At 68.6% G+C, this 18,412-nt stretch carries 17 protein-coding genes; 7 read left to right on the top strand and 10 right to left on the bottom strand.

What is annotated here, in order from left to right:
- Positions 1-162: 162 nt before the first annotated feature.
- Positions 163-1,257, top strand: coding sequence for a DNA cytosine methyltransferase (locus ACQP26_RS05645; RefSeq protein ID WP_433495135.1), 1,095 nt, complete (start codon positions 163-165; stop codon positions 1,255-1,257).
- On the opposite strand, the gene ACQP26_RS05640 is transcribed toward ACQP26_RS05645, so the two are convergent.
- The 5 genes from ACQP26_RS05640 to ACQP26_RS05620 are packed head-to-tail and all read right to left on the bottom strand — an operon-like array spanning position 1,227 to position 8,268.
- Positions 1,227-1,985, bottom strand: a complete 759-nt coding sequence (locus ACQP26_RS05640) for a hypothetical protein (RefSeq protein ID WP_433495134.1) — start codon at positions 1,983-1,985, stop codon at positions 1,227-1,229. The genes ACQP26_RS05645 and ACQP26_RS05640 overlap by 31 nt on opposite strands.
- Positions 1,982-2,869, bottom strand: coding sequence for a hypothetical protein (locus ACQP26_RS05635; RefSeq protein WP_433495133.1), 888 nt, complete (start codon positions 2,867-2,869; stop codon positions 1,982-1,984). The genes ACQP26_RS05640 and ACQP26_RS05635 overlap by 4 nt, the downstream gene beginning before the upstream one ends.
- On the bottom strand, positions 2,859-4,727 hold the full coding sequence (locus tag ACQP26_RS05630; RefSeq protein WP_433495132.1) for a hypothetical protein: 1,869 nt from the start codon (positions 4,725-4,727) through the stop codon (positions 2,859-2,861). The genes ACQP26_RS05635 and ACQP26_RS05630 overlap by 11 nt, the downstream gene beginning before the upstream one ends.
- Entirely contained in the window at positions 4,724-5,710 is a 987-nt protein-coding gene (locus ACQP26_RS05625) for a PD-(D/E)XK motif protein (protein WP_433495131.1), read from the bottom strand. The genes ACQP26_RS05630 and ACQP26_RS05625 overlap by 4 nt, the downstream gene beginning before the upstream one ends.
- Positions 5,707-8,268 carry a Z1 domain-containing protein gene (locus ACQP26_RS05620; RefSeq protein ID WP_433495130.1) on the bottom strand — a complete coding sequence of 854 codons (2,562 nt, stop codon included), beginning with the start codon at positions 8,266-8,268 and terminating at the stop codon, positions 5,707-5,709. Before ACQP26_RS05620 ends, ACQP26_RS05625 begins: the two co-directional genes overlap by 4 nt.
- A gap of 89 nt (positions 8,269-8,357) precedes the next feature.
- Between ACQP26_RS05620 and ACQP26_RS05615 the strand changes: the two genes are divergently transcribed.
- Positions 8,358-8,849, top strand: coding sequence for a very short patch repair endonuclease (locus tag ACQP26_RS05615; protein ID WP_269701902.1), 492 nt, complete (start codon positions 8,358-8,360; stop codon positions 8,847-8,849).
- 268 nt (positions 8,850-9,117) lie between these two features.
- Here the strand turns inward: ACQP26_RS05615 and ACQP26_RS05610 are convergent, their stop codons facing one another.
- Positions 9,118-9,585: a hypothetical protein gene (locus ACQP26_RS05610; RefSeq protein WP_433495129.1), complete on the bottom strand. Its 468-nt coding sequence runs from the start codon at positions 9,583-9,585 to the stop codon at positions 9,118-9,120.
- On the bottom strand, positions 9,582-10,136 hold the full coding sequence (locus ACQP26_RS05605; protein WP_433495128.1) for a DUF1772 domain-containing protein: 555 nt from the start codon (positions 10,134-10,136) through the stop codon (positions 9,582-9,584). The genes ACQP26_RS05610 and ACQP26_RS05605 overlap by 4 nt, the downstream gene beginning before the upstream one ends.
- A gap of 170 nt (positions 10,137-10,306) precedes the next feature.
- On the opposite strand from ACQP26_RS05605, the gene ACQP26_RS05600 reads away from it, so the two are divergent.
- Positions 10,307-11,446, top strand: coding sequence for a sensor histidine kinase (locus tag ACQP26_RS05600; protein ID WP_433495127.1), 1,140 nt, complete (start codon positions 10,307-10,309; stop codon positions 11,444-11,446).
- Complete coding sequence (locus ACQP26_RS05595; protein WP_433495126.1) at positions 11,443-12,105, top strand: response regulator; 663 nt, start codon at positions 11,443-11,445, stop codon at positions 12,103-12,105. The genes ACQP26_RS05600 and ACQP26_RS05595 overlap by 4 nt, the downstream gene beginning before the upstream one ends.
- Positions 12,106-12,127: 22 nt before the next feature.
- Here the strand turns inward: ACQP26_RS05595 and ACQP26_RS05590 are convergent, their stop codons facing one another.
- A complete protein-coding gene (locus ACQP26_RS05590; RefSeq protein ID WP_281578896.1) occupies positions 12,128-14,293 on the bottom strand; it encodes an MMPL family transporter in 2,166 nt (721 codons plus the stop codon).
- 112 nt (positions 14,294-14,405) lie between these two features.
- Between ACQP26_RS05590 and ACQP26_RS05585 the strand changes: the two genes are divergently transcribed.
- The gene (locus tag ACQP26_RS05585) at positions 14,406-15,347 is read left to right on the top strand and encodes a hypothetical protein (protein ID WP_433495125.1); all 942 of its coding nucleotides are present in this window, start codon (positions 14,406-14,408) and stop codon (positions 15,345-15,347) included.
- Between the two features lie 8 nt (positions 15,348-15,355).
- On the opposite strand, the gene ACQP26_RS05580 is transcribed toward ACQP26_RS05585, so the two are convergent.
- The gene (locus ACQP26_RS05580) at positions 15,356-16,444 is read right to left on the bottom strand and encodes a hypothetical protein (RefSeq protein WP_433495124.1); all 1,089 of its coding nucleotides are present in this window, start codon (positions 16,442-16,444) and stop codon (positions 15,356-15,358) included.
- A gap of 230 nt (positions 16,445-16,674) precedes the next feature.
- On the opposite strand from ACQP26_RS05580, the gene ACQP26_RS05575 reads away from it, so the two are divergent.
- Positions 16,675-17,040: a VOC family protein gene (locus ACQP26_RS05575; RefSeq protein ID WP_269701916.1), complete on the top strand. Its 366-nt coding sequence runs from the start codon at positions 16,675-16,677 to the stop codon at positions 17,038-17,040.
- Between the two features lie 32 nt (positions 17,041-17,072).
- Positions 17,073-17,807: a YqjF family protein gene (locus tag ACQP26_RS05570; RefSeq protein WP_433495123.1), complete on the top strand. Its 735-nt coding sequence runs from the start codon at positions 17,073-17,075 to the stop codon at positions 17,805-17,807.
- Positions 17,808-17,919: 112 nt separating this feature from the next.
- On the opposite strand, the gene yidD is transcribed toward ACQP26_RS05570, so the two are convergent.
- Complete coding sequence (gene yidD / locus ACQP26_RS05565; RefSeq protein ID WP_269701919.1) at positions 17,920-18,291, bottom strand: membrane protein insertion efficiency factor YidD; 372 nt, start codon at positions 18,289-18,291, stop codon at positions 17,920-17,922.
- Positions 18,292-18,412: the final 121 nt, after the last annotated feature.

Raw genomic sequence — 18,412 nt, 5'->3', positions numbered from 1 at the left:
CGCAGGTCCTGTTCGACGAAGGAGGAGTGGATTGGAAGAGATCATCGCTCCCGCCACCAGGCAGCCCGCGCGCCCTCGAGACAGCGACATATCAGCTCAATATCATTGCTCCGCAGCCCTTGGCCACCTCTGCAGGGCAGATTCTTCCGGCAGGAGGAGCGAATGACGAACCATCTGCAGGGCGGGTCGGACAAGCTTCGAGTCGTTGACCTCTTTGCCGGCTGCGGCGGCCTGACGTCCGGCTTCCACAGCACCGACCGATACCGCACGGTAGGCGCAGTTGAGTTCGATCTCGCCGCGGCAGCAACTTACGCTGCGAATTTCGGCGAGAAGAACGTATATCGCGGAGACATTGCCGACTGGGTTAAGAAGGATTTACCAGATGCCGACGTCGTGATCGGCGGACCGCCCTGCCAGGGCTTCTCGAACCTGGGCAAACGCGACATCGGCGATCCGCGCAACTCAATGTGGCGTCACTACGTAGAAGCCCTGACCAAGATCCAACCCAAGGCGTTCCTGCTCGAGAACGTGCCGCAGTTCGGCAAGTCGGGCCAATTCCACAGCCTGCAAGAGATGACCGAACCTGGAGCTACGCTCAGTAACTACTCGTTGAGATACAAGTCAGTTGTTGCCACCAATTTCGGCGCCGCGCAGCTCCGCAAGCGTTTCATTGTCATCGGCACATTGAAGGATTACCCTGTCATCGAAGTGCCGACGGGGGACGTTCCCCGGGAGAACTGGCGGACGGTGCGAGACGCGATCTGGGGTCTGCGCAATTCGGTAAACCCGGAGAACACGGAACTCCCTGGCGACACGGACCGGTTCTTCGACGCCACGGTGCCAGGCATCTTCAAGGCCTCAGACCTGGACTTCGCGCGCAAGTACACCGCGATCTCGCTCAAGCGGATGACACACATCCCGCCCGAGGGCGATCGGCGAAGCATCCCCCGGCATCTTCTTCCTCCTTGCTGGGTGGACCGGACAGCAGGCATGGATGTCTTCGGGCGGCTGCGATGGGACAGCCCGTCGGTGACCATCAGGACCGAGTTCTTCAAGCCGGAGAAAGGACGCTACCTGCACCCCGAAGAGCACCGCGCTCTGAGCCACCACGAAGCAGCCCTCCTGCAAGGCTTCAAGGACGACTTCAAGTGGTGTGGCTCCAAGGTCCAGATCGCACGGCAGATCGGCAACGCTGTGCCTGTCGAACTGGCAGCGGCACTGGCGGATCACATTGCCGACACGTTGTCCCCTCGCTGATGAGGAAGCCCGTCATGCGGTAGCCGCTTGAGGGTTTCGGTCATCAACACGGAGCACAGGTCGCGGATCTGCTGGTCGGTCAATGCCCTGACATCGACAAATGCCAGGTATCGCATCAGCCTCAGCGTGACATCCCGAATTACTGCCCGGCGAGGGGCTTTTCCGGAGAACCCGGTCACGGCGCGAGCGATCTCGAGCACAAGGCGGGGATCGCCACCGATGCTGCGACGCTCGAGCAGCTGATTGAGATCGCTCTCGGTGAGGGCGGCAAGAACTTCCTCGTGGCCTGCGAAGACGACGGCCTGCCACCACAGCCTCGCCCAGGTGTGCCTGGTCAGGTCCGTGGCTACCCACCGCTCTCGGTTCTCCGTGCCGAACCGCCATCTGGTCAGGTGCGGCAGAGCGACCAGCGAGGTGAACGACCAGAGATCCCGGTTGCCGGCTTCGGCCCATGACAAGTCCATGTGATCGCGCACGATCGGGGCCGCATCCCGGTCGAAGGCGATTCGCGCCTCAGGTGCCGCCTGCCCGGGGAAGCCGTACCTCGCCCCGAGGGAAGAAAGCACATCGGCAAGCTTGCGAATGCGGCGGGGGGATACGCGACCGCCCACAGGAGCCCAGATCTGATCCGGGTGGCTTGACTGAGGGGCAAGATCGATTCCCTCTTTGACCTGAACGTACATCGCCGCGCTGACGACCGCCGGCAAGTGTGGCCAGAGTTCGCTCAACGGAACACACGCCCCTTCCCGATGCGCCTGACCGCCCCGGAGATCTGCGTCCTGAACTCCGCCAGATCTACCGGCGAGGGTGGAGCTGTGATCGACAGTGGCGCGTCTGCGAGGATTCTGGAGAGGACGTCTCCGACGCTGTCGGGTGGCCATTCGTCACGATCAGCGAGATCGTCGCGTAGATGTAGGGCGAGTTCGACAAGCAGGCCAGCCACCCCCGCCTGGAGCTCGTCGAGCAACGCCTGTTGCCGCTTGTCCCTGGCGCCGCGGGCGACAGCGGCGCTCAGTTCCCCGTCGCGTCTGTTGATGAGCACACGGAACGTTCCGTAGAACGAGGCGGACAGATCGGTGCTGGTCTCGAGGTGCCAACTCGCGGTCGGCGAGAGGCGAGTCTGCGAAAAGTCGATCTCGCTGACCGGGAACATGGAGGAGACGTTCTCCAGGACGACCCGTTGGACGTGTTCGGCCAGTACGGATCCGGGGACGGCGGCAACCCCTACCGCTCGAGCGGCCGGTGGATGAACAACGCTGACTGTGGTCCGCATCGTGAGCACCCCCGACACGCGCTCCCCGACCAGGATCGCGTCCACGACCGCACGGCCAGCCGGGTCGAACTGTGCCGGAGGGGCGGCCTCCGTCATGTTCGTCGTCGAACTGGTCCAGGAGACGGTCAAGGCGACATTCCGGAGTTCGACTCCCGTCTCCTGGAAGAACCGTGCCGCATCGACCTGGACCCGCCGCGCCACCCGAAGGTCCGTGCCCGGATCCCAGCCTTCCAACTCGTCCGGCAGTGGACCCCACTCATGACCGTCGAGCAACATCCATGGTTGCCAGACCACGGTGCCGGACTCAGGGACGAGATAAGGGCGGACCTCAGCCGGCACTGGAGGCCACCTGACTCACACGGAAGCGTACGACGGCGTCCGGCAGGTATGTGGAGTACACGTACCAGTCCGAATCCTCACCCGGTGGCACTTCAATACTCCTTCCCTGGATGACGACTCCGTTGGCGGACTGCCATTGCATGACCTGTGGGAGGGCGGCACCCAGTGGTGGCTCACTCTCCCGGCCGCCCCCCTCGACGACCACCTCGACGTCAGCCGTCACGATCCTCGTCTGTGAGTCCGCAGGAACCTTTACCTGTGCGACGAGGTACGGGTAGCCCTGATGGATGCGCAGAGACGGCGCGCCGGTCAACCGTGCCTTCCCACCGCGTTGCGCCCGGCCGGCCCCGGGAGAGCCGCCACCCGATGCCGACCGCGGCCCCACGACTGGGCCGGAGCCTCCGCCTCCAGGTCCGCCGGCCCCGTGAGTGGCGTCGAGGCGGGCCGGCACGATGCCGGCGAGCATGGCCGAGAGTTCACCGAGACCTTGACCGCCCGAGCCGCCTGCCTGCGGTACGAGCCCGAGCTTCTCGTCCAGTTGCTTGTTGACGAATGTGCGCGCCCCGAGCACGACACCTCGAGCCGAGCCACTGAGTCCTTTGGGTATCCAGTCGTCGTGTGTGGGCGGTTCGGACTGCGCGAACAGCTCATCGGCGTCCTCGGAAGCCTTGAACACCGCGCCGTACGAGAGGCGCGAGTCAGGGTGCGACGGACCTGGCATGTAGTCCACCACCAGTTCGGCGACCCGCATCCGGGCAACGTGGTGGGACGGCCCTTCGAACGGTCGCGCTGCTGTCACCGACAGTCGGCGACTTTCGCCGTCGGCGGCCCCTAATGCCATTGCAAAGGAGCCCGCATTCCTTGGCGGAACGGTGCGCGAGTAGCTCACTCCACTGCCCGCGCGGACGTCCCGCAGTGCCTCGACGAAGGGCGCCAGGTCGTCGACGGTGTCAGGGGCCGGAACCGGAACTGACGAGCCGTTGACGCCCACGGTAAAGCGCATCCGACTGTCGCGCTCACCCGGCACCATCTTCGGCCACAAGTTCCACAGGATCGACGAGGTGATGAACGTCGCGGCCTCGGCCGGCGTCCTCTCACGGGAGTCCGGCTCCGGCTCGGCAGGCCCCAGATTGGCGACGAGGATCACGATGTCGGTCCCGGTGCGCCCGTCGGCGAAGCCCGGCAGTCCCAGAGCATCCGCGACTGCCTCGGCATCCCCGTTCAGCAGGGGATCCGGCACGTCGTCGGCCGCCACCTGCCCCCACCAGTGGCGGCCTGTGAAACGCCGATCTCCGAGGTACCAGCTGTGGCCGAGGGCAGCGCCCATCAATCGGCGCCCGGTAGGGCCGCCTGCCGCCGTTTTGGTGTCCACGAGAATGGCTCCGACTCGGCTGAGTCGGTAGAAGATTCCCTTGCCGAAGCCGTACGTGCCACCACCGAACTGATGGTCGCTCGGTTCCCCGACGTTACGAAGAAACTGCACGAAGTCCGGCACCGTACCGTCGCTCGCCCGCTTCCCCGCACGAAGGGGGCCACCGAGGCCTCGCGTGTTTCGGTCCGAGACGACCAGCACCGCTGTGTCGGCCTTCAGAGCTGCGCCGACGTCGAGGGCCGACTCCGCGACTGGCCCCGGCAGCAGCAGGCTTCGCCATGCTCCTACGTCGTCTCCCAGCACACGGACATCGATACCGAATTCCACAGGGCCGTCCGACAGACGGGCATCCCAGCTGTTCTGCGCGGCCTCTCTCACCAGCACGGTGAGCGGATCGAGTGCCGGCCTCCCCAACTGCTTGACAATCCCCTCCGCTGCCGCCGAACCTTCCGGGGCAAATGGCTGTGACCACCAACGGCCGCTCAACGAACCGCCTCCTCGGCGATCTCGGCCAGGGACGCCCCCGCGCTGAGCGGAAGCAACGTGGCGAGGTCGACCTGATAACTCAACTCTCCGACGCCGTACGGAAGGGCGCCGCCGACGAGCGATGACGGGACGATTCGAGGAATCCCGGGGCCTACCACGAGCCTGAGTACCTCCTCGACCGCGAACGTGTCGAGGTCGGGCCTGTCAGGCTGTTCGGACCAGCCTGCCGCCGACAGGCGCGTCCCGAGATCAGCCCGGGATGCCACGGCATCCCGGAGCTCCTCGACGAGGTCGCTCACACTCCGACCATCCGGATCTTCCACCACTCGGAGCAGGACGAGTTCCAGTGGCCGGTCTTCGTGGGTGTTCAGCTGCTCCAGCCCGTGGACGACAATGCCTTCGCTCGCGCTGCTCAGACCTTTCACCTCGATGCATCGGGAAGCCGCCTCGAAATCGTGCGGCTCGTGGAGCGGTCCCCGCCACGCCTCCACAGGAAATCCGGGGTCCGCATGGACGAGCGAGGAGAGCATGCTCAGCTCCGCGAACAGCCCCAACTTGGCCTGGCGGGACAGGCCACGGAGGAGACGACTCCGGAAAAGCCGTCGCCATCGCGTCACGGTCCTCATCGCCGCCGATGCGGGCCGCTGGGCCACGGAGACAGCTTCCAGCACGTCCATGACGACCTCGTCGAACTCCGAGAAGAGGTCTGGTTCCCCGCACGAGATGTCGAGGTAAGTCACGGCAGGCCCGTCGAAGGTGAGCTTGCGGATCGCCGTCCCGAGCACCGCCGGCCGGGGATCAGCTGCGACCGCCTCACCGTCGGCCGGAACGAGAAGGTGACGGTGGCCCACGGTGTCCGTCGCCACCCGGCACGGTTGCACCCCGGCCAGGACGTCGAGCGGAAAGGATGCGAGTTCCTTCACGCGCGGCGGCACCAGTACCGCCCACGCTCTTTCGAGCACGGTCGGTTCGATCTCCGTCATGCCATCTCCTCGGTGTCGACGTCGAGCGCCTCGTCGACGTTTTCACTCTCGACGTCGGTGAGATCGACGGCGACATGGCTGGCCTGGATGCTTTTCGTCCGGACGTCTCCCGGGAAGGTGATGCCCATACCGACCACTGGTCCCACCGCGCCGAGCGCGGTACGCAGCGGCATCGTCTTCTGGGTGCCCTGGTGCGGGTTCACGGGCTCGCTCTGCGGCTCGATCAGATAGAGAACGATCAGCCCTCGGTCGCGACAGACCGGATCGCTGTTGCGCAGCTTGACCAGGTCGCTCTCACTCAGTGCTCGCGCCTCGGCGAGCGTCAGGCCGAGGTCGAGCGCTCGGTCCTGCTTGCTCATCAGCGTCTTGATGTCAGCTCGTTCGCCCTGGCCGTCGTTGAGTCGAGACCGGACCGAGTACCTGACGTCCAAGCCTCCCAGCTTCGCCGCCGACCCTTCACCTATGACCACGGCGACGGACCAAGTAGCCAGGCTAGGGCGTTCGCTTGTCAACTGCCGGTCGATGTACTTGATCATGAGAGCGGGATCGAGATCCGGTGAGTCCTCGTGCACCTGATACCGCGACAGGAAGGTCTTCACGAACGACACGGGTACGTCTCGGATCAGCCGGGCTCCGCGGACGTCCTCATCCAGCCGACCGTGCAGCATGGCCTCTTGGACAAAGCTCTCAGCGGCCTGGAGATTGCTGTCGAGCCAGTCGGCGTTCCGGTGCCGGAAGTACCGCGTCTGCAGGCGACGACCTGCGTACGAGATGAACGCCGCCTGGGCGGCACCCATCTTGGCCGTTATCCGGAGGGCCGGGTGCGTGCGAATCCTGACTGCCACCTGGGTCGGCGTCAGGTTTTCCCGCTGGTATCGGTCGATGTCGTCACGCATCTCGTGCTCGACGGTCGCCAGGTGTCGGAACGCGGCTGCCAGGCTCGGCGTCATCCAGATGCGCGGCAGATCCTCGAACCCGGTGCGGTATCCGAACCAACGACCCATCTGAAGCAGCGTGTCGTACGCCGTCGCACCCCGCACGAAGAAGCTGACGACCAGACCTTCCAGGGTCAGCCCTCGGGAGAGGGTGTTCCCTCCGACGGCGATCGCCACCACCGAGGGCTCGGAGTAGTCGAGCCGATCCTGGCTCCGATAGTTGTCCAGAACGACCCGGGTCGAGGCGATGACATCGGCCAGATACGGCAGAACTTCGTCGAACGAGTTCTGCTTGCGGCCGAAGTCTTCTGCGGGCACACGCTGAGACTCCGCCTCCCACATGTCCCGCCAATGGTCGATCACCTCAGGTCGGCCGGAGACCAGTCCCGCCCTGGCTCTTCTCCGAAGCGCCTCGAGGGGTGCTTGATAGCTCTCGTGAACGGCAATCTTGACGGACGTGTGGATGAGCATCGTGCTGTGGCCGTCGTCACCTCGGGCCCGGCGCGCGGCCGTGCTCAGCCAGAACCAGTGAACGGCCTTCACCAATTCGTCGATCATCGTCGGGGTAAATCCGTCCGCAGGCTCCTTGCCGCCCGGACGCAACAGGGGGACGTCGTCCTCGTCGACGAGACGCACCATGTCGTAACCGTCAGGTGGCCCCTGCTCGTCGCCCGCCTCCCATTCGACCGCATCCCGACCGAAGATCTTTTCCGGTCCGAAATAGCCGTCAGGACGCGGCAGGTTGAGAATGAACGACTTCGGATACAGGTCGTCCTGGGCAGGGTCGACGAAGACGTTGGCAAAGGGTGTCGCGGTGTACCCGACGTACGTGCACCTCGGCATGAGGCTCAGCAGTCTCCGGATGAGCGGATTGATGCGGCCGGTGGCCACTGACGCCTGGTCGGCCTCGTCATCGACGATCAACACCGGCGCGGACTCGAGTGCCTTCCGCCCGTTGGGTGTGTCGAACCACCTGATGAGCTTGGTCAGGACAGCCGCGTTCTTCTTGACGACGGCCAGAACGGTCTTTTCCGGGCTGAGAGCCGCCGAGGCGTCGTGCGAAGGCTTCACGAAGTCCCGCGACGCCTCCGTCAGCGTCACCCAACGGTCCGGGTTGAGGTCTTTCAGATACTGGTCCAGGCGCACCTGCGTCTGACGACGAAGCCCGTTGTGAATACCCGAGAGAACGATGACCAGGCGATACTGCACGTCGGCCATCTTGGCGACGACGGCCGTGAAGTTCGTCGTCTTCCCGCTCTGCACGTATCCGACCACGAGCCCTTTCGAGTCCCACTTCGCGCGGTCCGGACGCGGCGTGTGGGCCACGACCGTGCTCGACGAGTGATCCACGGAGGAGATGCGTCCAGCCGGCCATCCTTCGGCCTCGAAACGGTCCCTCAACGCGAGCCAGTAGCGGTCGGACTCTCCGGGACCGCTGTACCAGTCCTCCGACCCGGCCGTAATGATCGGCGGGCCACCGGCCTGCACCTTCGCCTTGTCGGCCTCGAACTGAACTCGAAACTCCTCGACAGAATTCTCGGACAGCGACTCCGAAAAGCTCAGAACCGCCGCCTCGATGCCGTGACGCCTGGCCCAGTCTGCGAAGACGGTGTAAAGGCCCAAGATGCACCACCCTTTCAGTGATCTGCGCGGGAATCAGCAGAGGTAGAGCTGGTAGCTGACGGAGTCGGTCACCCCTCTAGGGTGGGGTTGTGCCCGAGCGACCCGTGCCCAGTTCAACCGGCGTCAGTGGTCGGATGCAACGCCAACGCCGGAAGGACACCGAGCCCGAGCTGGCCCTCCGGGGCGAGCTACATCGCGCAGGGCTGCGATACCGGATCGGTCTCCCGGTTGTCGGTTCGCCTCGACGGACGATCGACATCGCCTTCACCCGTATCAAGCTGGCCGTCTTCGTCGACGGCTGCTTCTGGCACGGTTGTCCCCAGCACGCGACATGGCCCAAGGCCAACGCCGCATGGTGGGAAGCGAAAATTCTGAAGAATCGTGAACGGGATCGTGAAACCACCCGACAACTCGAGCAGGCGGGTTGGACCGTGATACGGATCTGGGAGCACGAGCCGGCGGAGAGCGCCGCCGGCCGGCTCGTCGACGTCATCAAAGACATGAGGGCCCGCATCGCTCTGCCTCGCGGCCCGAGGCCGTCAGCCGCGCGCCGGAGCTCGCCGCACCCGGACGCACAATGACTTTGCGCAGCAGGCATTCGAGCCCTTGAACGACGGTCTCCCGGGCCGATACGAACGATCGACGACGAATCCGCAACCGAGAAGTGAATCAGGACCTACTCCGCTTCGACACAGCCGACGCTGCAAGCTCAGCAGGCGTCGGCCTCACCTCCCCACAAGGTGTTTCCTGGACACTACCGGCATGCGTCCGGAGGACGGGACCCCTCGTGCTCGGCTGATCGTCCTACCTGAATGGGCCTTCTTGCGCTGTCAATGACCTCCCCGGGCATTACATCTGGCGAGAGTCGTGCCTGCGTGAGCGTCTGGTCGGCGCCGCCGGCACCCGGCCCAGCAGTACCGCCACCCCACCCGCGAGCACCCCGACCATCGTCCCGGTGACCAGGCTCGACATCACCGCCGCACCCCGCACCAAGGCTTCCCGCGCCCCCGGCTCCAACCCGGCCAGCCCCGGCGCGTCCATCCCCAGCGACGAGTCCCAGAACACCTGGTGCCCGACCGCCAGGAACACCCCGTACAGCGCCCCGATCACCACTGTCGTCAGGAACGGGCGCGGCGGCCGTCGCCACAGCACGGCGGCCACCCAGCACACCGGCGGTCCGACCGCCAGCAGCGCGGCCACGACAGTGCCCTCCGGCACCACGTCCAGGTCGTGCAGTGCCACGCGCGGGGCGGCCGGCGCGGCCAGCGCGACGAGCGCCGGCCAGGAGAACCCGAGGGTACGGCGACCCGCGCTCATCGGGTCACCTCCGCCGGCCCGGAGTCCGGTGCCGAAGCGAGTGCCGACTGCGGAACGGACGCGGTCGAACGCACGAATCTCAGCAACGCGACGAACGCCAGCACGGCCGTCACCGCGCCTCCGGCGAAACGCACCCAGTGGCCGGCGACGAACTCGGCCGCGACCTGACGCAGGTACTCCGGCGAGTGCGTCCCCACCGGGTCCACGAACATGATCTCGTTGCGCGGCCAGAAGAAGACAGCGGAGAACAGGAACTCGCAGACGACGAAGACGGCTGTGGCTCCGGCGACCCACCAGCGCAGCCGCCGGTCGCGCCAGGTGAGCAGCGTCGCGGCGACGCTGCTCAGGATCACCGACGCGCCGAGCGGCGGGAAGTAGTCGTGCGGGCCGCCGTGGACGAGGAACTCGCGGGCCCGGTCGAGCGAGGCGGGCGCGTCGTTGAAGACGTTCGGGTAGAGCATGACCGTTTCGGCGGCGACCCCGCCGAACGACATCATCGACGCCCAGACCATCACAATAAGGGTGAACCAGGTCAGTCTTGTGCGTACCACGAGGGTTCTCCTCACGTTTCGGGGACGCCATCGACGCTAGGTCGGCCGTCCTCGGCCGTCGTCCGCGTGGCCGCGCGACCGGATGTCGCTTCTCGGCGTACGCCTCGGGGTCGTCCCTGACGCCTGCGGACGACAGCGGTGAGGGTCCGCGCGGACCTAGGCTCGAAGGCGTGCCCGACACCTCACCCACCCGCGCCGACGCGCTGCTCGCGGCGGCCACGCTCGGCCTGGTCGTGGTGGCCGTGGCGGCCGACCGGCCCTCGCCCGGCAGCGCGGCGCTCGCGGTCGTGGTCGGCGCGGTGCTCGGCGGGCTGGTGCTGTGCGCCGGACGGTGGCCGCTGCCGGCTCTGCTGGCCACGGCGGTCGTGATCCTCGGGTACTACGCGCTGGACCTGCCGCCCGTAGGGGTGGCCGCCCCGGCCGCGGCCGTCCTATACCGGGCGTCCGAGCGCGGCCGTGTCGTCCCGGCCGCCGTCGTGGCCGGGAGCCTGCTGGCCGTCTCGGTGGCCGCCCGGCTGGCCGAGGGGGACGACATCGCGGTCGTGGTGGGTACGGAACTCGGCTCCGAGGCGGCGCTGCTGCTCGCCGTCCTCGCCCTCGGTGACGCGGTACGCAACCGCAGGTCGCTGCGGGCGGCGCTGGTCCGGCAGGCGGTCGCGGCGGACGAGGAGCGGCACCGGGAGGCGGCCCGTCAGGTCGAGGCGGAACGGCTGCGCATCGCCCGGGAGGTGCACGACACGCTCGGGCACACCATGTCGGTGATCACGTTGCAGTCCGCAGTCGCCGGGGAGGCGCTCGCCGACGGCGATCCGGCGCAGGCGGACAGTGCGCTCGCAGCGATCCGGTCGGTGAGCGGCAGCGCGATGGCCGAGTTGCGGGCGACTCTCGGCACGCTGCGCCGTGAGCCCGGGCCCCGGGAACCGGTCCCCGGCTTCGACCAGCTCCCGGCGCTGGTGGACGGCGTACGCCGGGGTGGGCTGGCGGTCGACCTGCGGGTCGAGGGTCCGGTGGACACGCTGCCCGCGGTGGTCGGCAGCACCGTCTACCGGGTCGTGCAGGAGGCGTTGACGAACGTCCTGCGCCACGCCGACGCCACCCGGGTCTCCGTGACGGTTCGCGCCACGCCCGGCTGGCTCGCGCTGGAGGTGGTGGACGACGGCCGCGGCGGCCCGCCCGCCGGGGACGGGGCGGGCCAAGGCTTGCGCGGCATGGCTGAGCGGGTAGCCCTGCTCGGGGGCACCGTCGAAACCGGCACGAGCGGCGGCTTCCGCGTATCGGTCCGCCTGCCGCTGACGGGAGCCGCCGCGTGAACCCGATCCGTGTCGTCCTCGTCGACGACCAGCACCTGGTGCGTACCGGCCTGCGCGCGCTGCTCGACCGGGCGGCGGACATCGAGGTGGTGGGCGAGGCCGGTGACGGCGGCAGCGGCCTCTCGGTGGTACGGGAGCAGCGGCCCGACATCGTGCTGATGGACGTCCGGATGCCCGGCGGGGACGGGCTGGCGGCGACCCGGCGGATCCTGACCGACCCGACGCTGGACGGCGTCCAGGTCGTCATGCTCACCACGTTCGACGACGACGAGTACCTGTTCGAGGCGATCCGCGCCGGGGCGGCGGGTTTCCTGCTCAAGGACACCCCGCCGGACGCGCTGCGGGACGCGGTCCGGACCGTGGCCGGTGGCGACGCGCTGCTCTCCCCCGCGGTCACCCGGCGGGTGCTCGCCGCGGCGGCCCGCTCACCGGTGGCCGATCCGGCGCGGCTGGCCGGGCTGACCGCACGGGAACGGGACGTGCTCGCGCAGGTGGGCGCCGGCCGGTCCAACACCGAGATCGGGCAGGCGTTGTTCCTGAGCCCGGACACCGCTCGCACCTACGTGAGCCGCCTGTTGCAGAAGCTGAACGCCCGCGACCGGGCGCAACTCGTCGTCATCGCGTACGAGAGCGGGCTGGTCCGCCCCGGCGAGGGCTGAGCCGCGCCGGGGCGGGCCGCAGTCAGACCGGCGTCGCGTCCGCCGACTCGGGCGCCGCGTGCCGGCCGCCACCACCGCCGTTGCGCCGCTCGTCGCCGTGCCCCGGCCACCACGCCTTGTGGCCGATCAGCCCGGTCAGCGCCGGTACGAAGAACATCGACATGACGAACGCGGACAGCACGATCCCGATCGCCACCGCGAAGCCCATCTGCTGGAGGAACGAGATCGGCGCGAGCATCAGCACCCCGAACGTACCGGCCAGGATGAGCCCGGCGGCGGCGACCGTCGGGCCGGCGTGTTCCACGCCGATCGCGGCGGCTTCGTGCGGTTCGTGGCCCTCGCGCGCCTCCTCGCGTAGTCGGGCGATCATCAGAATGTTGTAGTCGGTGCCGATCGCCACCACGAACAGGTACAGGATGATCGGCAGCTGGAACGTCACGCCCGGGTTGCCCTGGAGCCCCTGGAACACGTAGACGGTGGCACCGAGCGTGGCGGCGAAGTTGAGCAGCACCGCGATCACCAGGTAGACCGGCGCGACGAGGCTGCGCAGCAGCAGCGCCAGGATGATCGCGATCAGGAGCGCGGCGGCCGGGAGGATCACCGACAGGTCCCTGTTGTTCGCCGAGTTGATGTCCGCGAAGATCGCGGTGGCGCCGCCGACGAGCGCCTTGGTGCCGGGCGGAGCCGCCTCGTGCACCGCGTCCCGCAGGTCGTCGCGGACCAGCGTGATCGCCTCGTTGGACATCGGGTTCTCGTCGAGCAGCAGGTTGATCCGGGCGACGCTCGGGTCGGTGGGGCTGCGCTCCGGCGGCTGCGCCTGCCCGACGCCGGGCGCGCGCGCCGCTGCGGCGGCGAAGTCGTTCACCTGCTGGTCGGTGAGCGGGCTGCCGTTGCCGGTGGTCAGGTAGACCTCGGTGGGCGCGAGCGCCCCGGCGGCGAACCCGCGCTGGAGGTCCTGGGCGGCCCGCGCCGACTCGGTGTCCTGCGGGAATCCGGCGCTGAAGTCGTAGTCGGCCTTGTAGCCGAGCACCCCGGCGGCGAGCGCCACGAGCAGCACACCGGAGGCGGCGGCCACGACGGCCGGACGGCGGCCGACGACGGCGCCGAGCCGCCGGGACAGCGTCGCCTTGGGCGGACGCTGCCACGCCTTTGACGGCCAGAACACCCACCGGCCGAGCAGCGATACGAGCGCCGGGATCAGCGTCAGCGAGGTGACGAGCATGACGCCGACGGCGATGGCGAGCGCCGGGCCGAGCGAGCCGAAGAAGCCGAGCGAGGCGAGCAGCAGCACCAGGAACGCCACGATCACCGCACCGGCTGCGGAGGTGATGACCTCGCCGACCCGCTGCACCGAGACGATCATCGCGGTGCGCTTGTCGTCGCCGGCGCGCAGCCGTTCCCGGTAGCGGAACAGCAGGAACAGGATGTAGTCGGTGCCGATGCCGAACAGCACGATCAGCAGGATGGTCTGCAGGTCCTGGCTGACGTTGAGGTCGAACGCCTTGCCGGCGGCGGCGACCAGCCCGGTGGTGACGGACATGACGACGCTGATCACCACCACCGGCAGCAGCGCGGCGATCGGGCTGCGGAAGATGATCAGGATCAGTCCGATGATGAGGACGATGGTGGCGACACCGACGACCGCGAACGCCTCGTTGAACGTGTCCTCGTTGTCGACGAAGCTCGCCACGTCGCCTGCCACCCCGGCGGTCAGGCCGCTGCCGGCCAGGTCCGGGCCGAGGGCGGCGCGCAGGTCGCGTACCGCGTCGAGCAGGCGTGGGTCGTCGGGGCTGTCGGCGTCGAGACCGACGGTGACCACCTGCACCGACTTGTCCGGCGCGACGGCCTGCGGGCCGGTCAGGTAGCCGGAGGTCTGCGGGATGTTCCGGGCCTTGAGCGCGGTGGCGAGCTGACCCACGCGCGCCTCGTCGGCCGCTGTGAGCGGCTTGCCGTCGCTGCGTTTGACCACGACGGTGGCGGTGGCGGTGGCGGCCTGCGGGAACGACTTCGCGGCCAGCTCGGTGGCCTGCACCGACTCGTAGGTGCGCGGCAGGAAGCTCTCCTGGTCCGCGGAGGTGATGTCGCTCAGCGAAGGACTGGCGGCGATGATCGCGATCGCGGCGACGACCCAGCCGCCGATCACCCACCAGGCCTTGCCCACGACGAATCTGCCCAGGCGCTCGAACATCGTTTCCCCCGTGTGTTCGGCTGTGTCGCACGCGATCCTACGCTGTGTGAGCAATCCCTTTCGGACGGCTCGCGGACTTTCGTCGATGATCCGGGTGGTCGAGGATCGACAGATGAGCGTGCGGCTGCCCGGTCCCGGAGTGCTGACGGCCTGGTTGGCGGCGACCGTCCCGGCCCCACTCGTGGTCTACGAGTGGACCCACAGGTGGGAGGAGGAGCAGCCGGTCTCCACCGCGCTGTGGTGGCCCGTGCTCGCGGCGCCGGCGCTCGCCGCCGTGCTGGCGGCCCGCCAACCCCGGCGCGCCGCCGCTGCCGTCGGCGTGTCCACGCTGGTCACGACCGTGCTTCTTGCGGTGTCACTGGCCTTCTTCCGGTGGGTCGTGCCGCTGACCGGCGAGGCCCGCTGGGGGCGGGCAATGCTCGGCGGCGCGGCGCTCGCGGTGGCCGGGGCGCTGATCGGGTACGCCGCCGGCGGGCGCCTGCCCCGCCGGGCCGGCCCGGCGTCGCGGCGCGGCTATCTGATCGGCGGGTTCGCCGTCGTGTTCGGCGCGCTGCTGGCGCAGTCCGCGGTACGGCTCGGCGCCGAGGACAGCACGATCGGAGAACCCCCTCGGGAGTACGGCGGCGTCGGCCCGTACGCGACGTCTGCGAGCCGGTTCACGGCGCCTGCGGCCGGGGCGTACGCGATCTTCGCGCTGGGTTTCTCCCCGGCGGACCCCGAATGCCGCGTCACCGGCGACGGCTCGGAGGTGCGGACGGCCGAGCCGGTCTCCGTCCCGCCGGGCGGCTACGGCAGCGACGCCGCCGTCTATTCCTGGGTGGCGACAGTGCGGGTGCCGACTCCCGGTGCGTGGACGCTCGACTGCCGCACGACCGATCCCGAAGCGTCCTACGTGGTGGGTGACGTGCCGCAGATCAGGGGCGCGGTAGGCGAGATGATCCACTGGCCGGCGGGTGTGATCTGGCTAGCGGGCGCGATTCCCGGCCTGCTGGTGGTCGCACACACCGCGCGGCGTCGGGCCAGGTCGACGGGCGCGCCGGCGATCGCCGGATGACCGCACCATCAGGGCGCGATCCGTGCCCACACCGTGCCGAGGCTCCACCTCATGGTCGACTTGCTGTTGATCTCCATGTCATTGGTGATCGAGCCGTCGCTACTGCGGGTGCCGGCTCGGATGTGGACAGTTTGGCCCTGTTGGATCGGGCCGTTGCTGAACAGGCGTGCCGTGAACAGGCCGCCCTGGGCCAGGAACTCACGGACAACCACATCCGTGCGGTCGGTGACCCACTTGAAGCGGGACATCAAGGCGAACGACGGTGCGGTGACATTGCTGTGCAGCACGTGCATCATCAGGAAGTTCTCCTGCGAGGTGGATGAATCCGAGACACCGAACTCGTCCACCACCCGCAGTTCGTGCCGGGCACCGCCGCAGCGTGCCTCGATGAAGACCTCCACCGCGCCCGTCGCGGGTGCACGGAAGTTGAACCCGATCTGGGTGTCGACGACGGCCCAGCCGTTGTCGAAGTCGTCCGCGTTGTTGTTGTCGAGCCTCAGCTCGTTGCCGGTCAGTCCGGTGAACCGGTCGACGAAGTGCGTCCGCGAGATCCGGAAGCCGCCGAGGTTGTGCGGATCGAAGCCCTGCTGGAACGCCGGGAACGGCGGACGGAACGGCGTCCAGGCGTGTGGGTCGTCCCGGCCCTCGCCCTGATCCGGCGGTGCCGGTCGCTCGTCGTCGTGCAGCCACGAGGCATATCCGGCGGTCGCCTCCGTGCGCGGCAACACCTCCTGTGTGGCCGACCTCGTCTCGTCAACGATGCGCCGCACCTGCGCACGGTCGGCGCCCAGACTGTCGAAGTAGGCTTGGACGTTTGCCCTGCGCTGGGCGTCGAGGGAGTCGTAGTCGGCATCCAGACCGGCCGGGGGTTGGAGAAGGTCACGGAACCTCGCCCGTTCACCGTGCAGTCGCTTCCGCAGCGACAGCCAGTTCTCCGCGCCGAGAAGTTCCCGAATGCGGTGGTTGCCGCGTTCGACGACGTCCGCCAGCCGTACGTCGCGGACCTCTGCCGCGCTGCGCCGGCGCCGGTCGTAGTCCTCGGCGGCTTCCTCCGCAGCGCGTCGATCAGCTTCCGGGGTATCGAGGTCGAAGGGCATTTGGTACTCGCTGGAATATTGCCCCACTAGCATCGATCCCCCCGGAGCTAATTGGACCAAGTGTCATAATTAGGATTTTCCGAACGTAGCAGTCCTACGCGACGCGGACGACCGGAATCGACCCTTCGGTGCTCGCGCCACCGCCTCCGCACCGACGGGCGCGGAGCCGAGAGGAGTGTCGTAGGCGGCTCGTAGCCTGGCGCGGTCAACGACGATCGCAGGGAGGCGACGTGCTCGACCACTTCTCCGTAGCGGTGCGCGACCTGGCAGCCAGCGGCGCCTTCTACGACGCCGTGCTGGCCCCGCTGGGCGGGCGCCGGCTCATGGAGCCCGGCCCGATCGGCTACGGCGTCGACAAGCCCGACTTCTGGGTGGAGCCCGCCCCGGCCGGCGCCACGCCGGTGCCCGTGCACATCGCGTTCACCGCCGCCGACCGCCCCACGGTGCGGGCGTTCCACGACGCGGCGGTGGCGGCCGGCGCGGAGGTGCTGCACGCGCCGAAGGAGTGGCCGGAATACCACGCCGGCTACTACGGTGCGTTCGTCCGCGACCCGGACGGCAACAACGTCGAGGCGGTCTGCCACCGTCCGGAGTGAGTCCGGTTGCGTCGGCGATGCAGGATGGGCCGGTGGAGATCGAACCGGTCGAGCACGCTCCGGTACGCGCCATCCGCCTCGCCTGGCTGGCCCAGCGGTGGCACGACCTCACCTTCCTGCACTGGGCGGTCCCGCCGGAACGGGTGGCGCCACTGCTGCCCGCAGGCACCCGGCCGGACACGTTCGACGGGCTCACCTACGTCGGGCTGATCGGGTTCCAGATGGTCGGGCTGGGGCTCGGGCGTGGTCCGGGCGTGCCCTACTTCGGCACCTTCTGGGAGACGAACGTCCGGCTCTACTCGGTCGACGGCTCGGGGCGGCGCGCTGTCGTGTTCCGCTCGCTCGACGCGTCCCGGCTGGTGCCGGTGCTGGTGGCGCAGCTGAGCCTGCGCCTGCCGTACAAGTGGTCGTCGATGCAGCTGGACCGCTCCGGTGACACGCTCACCTACCGGTGCCGCCGCCGCTGGCCCGGTCCGCCGGGCGCGACGAGCAGGATGACGGTCCGCGTCGGGGCGCCCGTTCCCGAGCCGACGCCGCTGGAGCACTTCCTCACCGCACGCTGGGGCCTGCACACCCGCGCGTACGGCCGCACCCTGCACGTGCCGAACTGGCATCCACAGTGGCCGCTGCACCGTGCCGAACTGCTGCACCTGGACGACGAACTGGTCACCGCCGGGGGCCTGCCGGCACCGGACGGGCCGCCGGTGAGCGTGCTCTACTCCCCCGGCGTCCCCGTCGTCTTCGGCAACCCCACGTCGGCCCGATGACGCCACCCTGATCGACGCCAGATCGGCGGAGTGGCGGCATCCGGCGCACCGGGACACCGCCACCTCCCCGATGTGGCGGCGGCACGTCCGCGCGGCGCCGAGGCGGGCGCGGTCAGCGCAACGGGTCGTGGGTGCCGTGCGGCACGTCGGGGCGGCATCGGCGTACCCGGTCGGCGGCCATCCGACCGCCCACCGCCAGCCCGTACCGCTCGACGGCGGCGAGTCCGTACGCGCTGCACGTCGGCGTGTAGCGGCAGGTCGCCGGCCAGCGGTGCGACAGCCAGCGCCGGTAGCCGAGGATGGCGGCCCGGCCGGCCCGGTCCACGGCGGGCCGGCGCACGAGGCCGGCGGTCACCGAGCCGAGGGTGAGCAGCATCGAGAAGAGGCCCAGGTCGCAGCAGCCCGGCCCGTCACAGGTGGGCACGTCGCAGTTGCACCAGTCCCGGCTCTTCTTCTTGTTGTGGTGCCGCTTCCGAAAGATCACCACGTCATGATGCGACACGCCTGCCAGTGTCGAATGAGGCGACCGGACCTGGTCCGGTGTGATCGGGTCGTCGTCGGGCCGGGAACCTAGCGTCGAAGGCGTCACCAAGGAGGGAACAACG

This window comes from Micromonospora sp. CA-248089, assembly GCF_050948515.1.
Taxonomy (GTDB): domain Bacteria; phylum Actinomycetota; class Actinomycetes; order Mycobacteriales; family Micromonosporaceae; genus Micromonospora.
This window is presented reverse-complemented; position numbering and strand designations above follow the sequence as displayed.